Genomic DNA, 4532 nt, shown 5'->3' with positions numbered 1-4532 from the left:
GTCAGGGTCAGGCCGGCGCCGCCGGCCGCCGGGGTGACCGTCACGTGCTCCAGGGTGGGGACGGCGACGGTCGGACCGAGGGCGGCGGCGCGGGGCCCGATCCCGACGACCCGCATCCCGGCGCCGAGCGCGGCGGTGATCCCGGCCGCCGAGTCCTCGAAGGCGACACAGTCGGCGGGTTCCAGGCCGAGCGCGGCGGCGCCCTTGAGGAAGCCCTCCGGGTCGGGCTTGCTGGCGCCGACCGACTCGGCGGTGATCCGGATGTCCGGCAGCCGCAGTCCGGCGGCCGTCATCCGGGCGGTGGCCAGCGCCAGATCGGCCGAGGTGACCAGGGCGTACGGCAGGGTGCCGGTCTCCAGGGCGGTCAGGAACCGCCGCGCGCCCGGGATGGCGACGACGCCCTCGACGTCCCGGGTCTCCTCGGCCAGCATCCGGGCGTTGTCGGCGTAGTTCTCCTCCATCGGCCGCTCCGGCAGGAGTTCGGCCATGGTGGCGTAGCCCTGCCGCCCGTGGACGACCGCGAGCACGCGTTCGGCGGGCACGCCGTGCGCCGCGCCCCAGGCCCGCCACAGCCGTTCCACCACCGCGTCCGAGTCGACCAGGGTGCCGTCCATGTCGAGCAGCAGGCCGCGGGTGGTCAGTACGGTGGGCATGGCGGTGGGCATGGCGGTGGCTCCAGGGGGCAGGCGGCGAGCGGCGGCGGAAAGGGGTCGGCGCGGGACGTCCGGCGCCGCCGGGCCGGCGCGACATGGGCAGCACACAACCCAGTGGCCCCGCCCGCACGGTCGGGGAGCGGGCGGAACCACTTTGTTCTCCTACGATACAAAACGGGGGCGGTCCCCGCCAGCCCCATCCGGCCCCCCGTCACCGATGGCCGTCTCCCGGCCAGTCACCGTTCGCCGCCCCCAGGTCGGCGGACAGCTCCCGCACCAGCTCGTCCAGGTCGTGCGGCCGGCCCGGCGCCCACCAGTCACCCAGCAGCGACGCCAGCTCCTCCTCCTGCGCCCGCACCAGCAGCCGGGTGGTGGCCCGCCCCCGCTCGGTGGCGTACAGCGTCAGCCCCTCCCGTTCGGCCTCGCCGCGCTCCTCCAGGGTGCGCGCCGCCCGGGTGATCACCTCCACCGGGACCCCGTGCCGGTCGGCCAGCAGCGCGGGCCGCGCCGCCCCGTCCCGGTGGATGCGCAGCAGCAGCCAGCAGGCCGCCGGTTCCAGGCCGACGTCCGCGCGCCGGGCCACGTGCTGGTACACCTCGCGCCTGCCCGCGTAGCTGCCCAGCCGGGACAGCGCCCGGATGCACTCGTCGCGCGAGGAGCGCGCCACCGGCGTGGGCGGCACCGTCTGCGCCGCGTCCGGCGCCTGCACGCTGCGCCGCAGCGGCTCCTCGCGCAGCAGCAGGGCGAGCACGAAACCGACCGCGATCACCGGCACCCCGTACAGGAAGACGCTGGTGATGGCGGAGGAGTAGGAGTGCAGGACATCCGCGCGCAGTGGCCCCGGCAGCAGCGCGATGCCGCGCGGATCGTGCAGCAGGGAGTCCTGGCTGACGCCGGGCGGCAGCGTGACCCCGCGCAGGTCGGCGGCGAGCTTGTCGGTCAGCAGCCGGGTGAAGATGGTGCCGAAGACGGCCACCCCGAACGCGGCGCCGATCGAGCGGAAGAACGTCACGCCCGAGGTGCCCACGCCCAGGTTCTCGTACCCCACCGCGTTCTGCACCGCGAGCACCATCACCTGGAGCACTCCGCCGATGCCCATGCCGAACACCAGGAAGTACAGGCTCATCTGCCAGGTGCCGCTGACCGGGCTGAGGCTGTGCAGCAGGACCAGCCCGAGCGCGGTGACCGCCGTGCCGATCACCGGGTAGATCTTCCAGCGGCCGGTGTGGCTGATCAGCTGCCCGGACAGGGTGGAGGTGAACAGCAGCCCCAGCACCATCGGCAGCAGATGCACCCCGGAGAGGGTCGGCGAGATGCCGTGCACCACCTGGAGGAAGGTGGGCAGATAGGTGATCGCCCCGAACATCGCGAAACCGACGATGAACGCGATCCCGCAGCACAGCGAGAAGGTGCGGAGGGAGAAGAGGGACAGCGGCAGCACCGGCTCGGCGGCGCGGCGTTCGACGCGGACGAACAGCACCAGGCACACGAGGCCCAGTACCGCCACTGCGGCGATCTCCCAGGACAGCCAGGCCCAGGTGGAGCCGCCGAGCGAGGCGATCAGCACCAGACAGGTGGCGACCGCCGCGATCAGGGCGGTGCCCGCGTAGTCGATGGTGTGGCGCCGACGGCGGGCCGGGATGTGCAGGACGGCGGCGATCACACCGAGGGCGACGGCGCCGATGGGCACATTGATGTAGAAGACCCAGCGCCAGGAGAGGTGGTCCACGAACAGCCCGCCCAGCAGCGGCCCCAGCACGCTGGTGGCCCCGAAGACCGCGCCGAACAGACCCTGGTAGCGGCCCCGGTCGCGGGGCGGGACGAGATCGCCGACGATCGCCATCGACAGGGCGATCAGGCCGCCGCCGCCCAGGCCCTGGAGGAAGCGGAAGGCGATGAGCTCCCCCATGTTCTGGGCGAGGCCGCACAGCGCCGAGCCGGCCAGGAAGATCACGATGGCCAGCTGGAAGAGCTTCTTGCGGCCCCACTGGTCGCCGAGCTTGCCCCACAGCGGGGTGCCGGCGGTGGAGGCGAGGAGATAGGCGGTCACCACCCAGGAGAGGTGGTTGAGGCCGCCGAGGTCGCTGACGATGGTGGGCAGCGCGGTGGCGACGATCGTCTGGTCGAGGGCGGCCAGGAACAGGCCGAGCATCAGGGTGCCGAGCGAGAGCCACAGCGCCGCGCGCGAGCGGGCACCCGGTGCGGGTGAGGGCGGCGGCTGGGGCGGGGTCGCGGGCTGCGCCGTCATACGGGGCGTCGCCTCCTGGGGTCCGGTTTTGGGCACGGACATATGCCTGCGGGTCACGGACAGCTACGATGTTCGATTCGTTCTGCACCATCTTGTCTGGTAATGCGGGGGCTGGCTTGTTGAGTGAGAGCCGGGCATCACTCGTTCGGGTGGTGCATAATCGCTGCCAATCGACCGGGGAAGGGTGGCGCGATGTCCCAGGACGCCGACTGCCTGATATGCGGACGCCCGGCGGAGCCCAGCGGGGAGCCCGCCTGCACCTGCCTCACGCACTCGCTGTCACGTCCCGTACCGCTCTCCGCCACCGGCCCGGATCCGGCCGACGTGGCGCTGTTTTCGGCCGACTCCCCACCCCGCACCCAGCGGCAGCTGCTCCGGGTGCCCCTCCAGGCGACGCCCGAGAGCCGTACCGGCCAGCACCGCAAACCCAAACAGCGCACCCGGGCGGCTGCGGCGGCCGGAGGGGCCATGGCGGCGGCCGTGGTGGGCTGTACGGCGCTCGCCGCCTCGCTGATGGGCGGTCAGGGCCGCACCAACGAGGTCCTGGACAAGAGCCTGGACGGCCCGACCATCTCCCTCCCGGACGGCGACCCCCTCCCGGACGGCGGCAGCGTGCTGCCGGACGGCGGCGAACGTCCGGAGTACGGGCCGCCCCCCGCCCCCTCACCCGCGGTGCGGAACGACGGCACCGGCGGGGAGGCGGCGGGCGGCGCGGAGAGCGAGCAGGAGCGGGAACCGGAACCGGACGCCGTCTCCGTGACCCAGCCCCCGCCCCCGGCCGAACCGAGCACCCCGCCGCCCGCCGAACCGCCCCCGCCCCCGGCCGAGGAGGACCCCGGGGACCCGGAGGACCCCGGCGAGACCACGCCCACCGAGCCGCTGCCGTCCCCCGACCCGCCCGGCGGCGTCCTGCGCGAGGGCGACAGCGGCCCCGCGGTCACCGAACTCCAGCAGCGGCTGCTCCAACTGGGCTGGGTCTACGACGGCACGGCCCACGGCACGTTCGACGAACGCACCCGGGACGCGGTGGCCCGCTTCCAGGTGGCGTACGGGGTGCAGGGCGATGAGTGGGGCGTGTACGGGGTGAACACGCGGCTGGCGCTGGAACACCACACGCGGCTGTAGGGCGGCCACGCCGGCGAGGCGGCCGCTGCGCGGGGGCGGTGACGCGGTGCCCGGTACCGGCGGCCGGGTGCGGACCGGCGATCACGACCAGCGGGCGACGGGCGGCGAGCACCATCAGGAGGCGCGGGCCGGCGATCGCGGCCGGTGGCCCGGTCCTCCCGGGAACCGGCCGCCCGGCCGCGGGCCGGGGGCCGGACGGGGGGTACGGGTGTCGGCCGGACACGGCCGGACCGGGGCGCGCCCGTCGTCGACCGTGCACCGTTGGTCCGTGGGGCCCACCGGGCCACGGCGCCCGGCCGCCCGGGTCAGGCGGCGCCGGCCGCGCCGTTGCCGCGTCGGCGCCGGTTGTGCCACAGCGCGGCCACGGCCAGCAGCGCCACCGCCGTCAGCGTCGCGATCGTCGGCAGGAATGAGGCGCCGTCACCGGCCGCCTCACCCTCCTCGGCCGCGGCCACCGGCTCGCCGGAGCCGGTGGCCGGGTAGTCGCTGTTGCCGCACAGCAGCCC

3 protein-coding genes and 1 pseudogene are annotated in these 4532 nt (G+C 74.7%); 1 reads left to right on the top strand and 3 read right to left on the bottom strand.

Going from position 1 to position 4532, the window contains the following annotated elements; translation table 11 throughout:
- Both ACFV5N_RS25050 and ACFV5N_RS25045 read right to left on the bottom strand, forming a co-directional pair.
- A partial coding sequence (locus ACFV5N_RS25050; RefSeq protein ID WP_385603997.1) for an HAD-IA family hydrolase occupies positions 1-665 on the bottom strand: 665 nt, incomplete at its 3' end.
- A gap of 199 nt (positions 666-864) precedes the next feature.
- On the bottom strand, positions 865-2901 hold the full coding sequence (locus tag ACFV5N_RS25045) for an MDR family MFS transporter (RefSeq protein WP_385603994.1): 2037 nt from the start codon (positions 2899-2901) through the stop codon (positions 865-867).
- 192 nt (positions 2902-3093) lie between these two features.
- On the opposite strand from ACFV5N_RS25045, the gene ACFV5N_RS25040 reads away from it, so the two are divergent.
- Positions 3094-4026: a peptidoglycan-binding protein gene (locus tag ACFV5N_RS25040; protein WP_385603991.1), complete on the top strand. Its 933-nt coding sequence runs from the start codon at positions 3094-3096 to the stop codon at positions 4024-4026.
- A gap of 305 nt (positions 4027-4331) precedes the next feature.
- Here ACFV5N_RS25040 and ACFV5N_RS25035 read toward each other — a convergent pair.
- Positions 4332-4532 (bottom strand): annotated as a pseudogene (locus tag ACFV5N_RS25035) (hypothetical protein); the annotation flags it as partial.

The sequence above is a fragment of the Streptomyces sp. NPDC059853 genome (assembly GCF_042731495.1).
In the GTDB taxonomy this organism is placed as follows: domain Bacteria; phylum Actinomycetota; class Actinomycetes; order Streptomycetales; family Streptomycetaceae; genus Streptomyces.
This window is presented reverse-complemented; position numbering and strand designations above follow the sequence as displayed.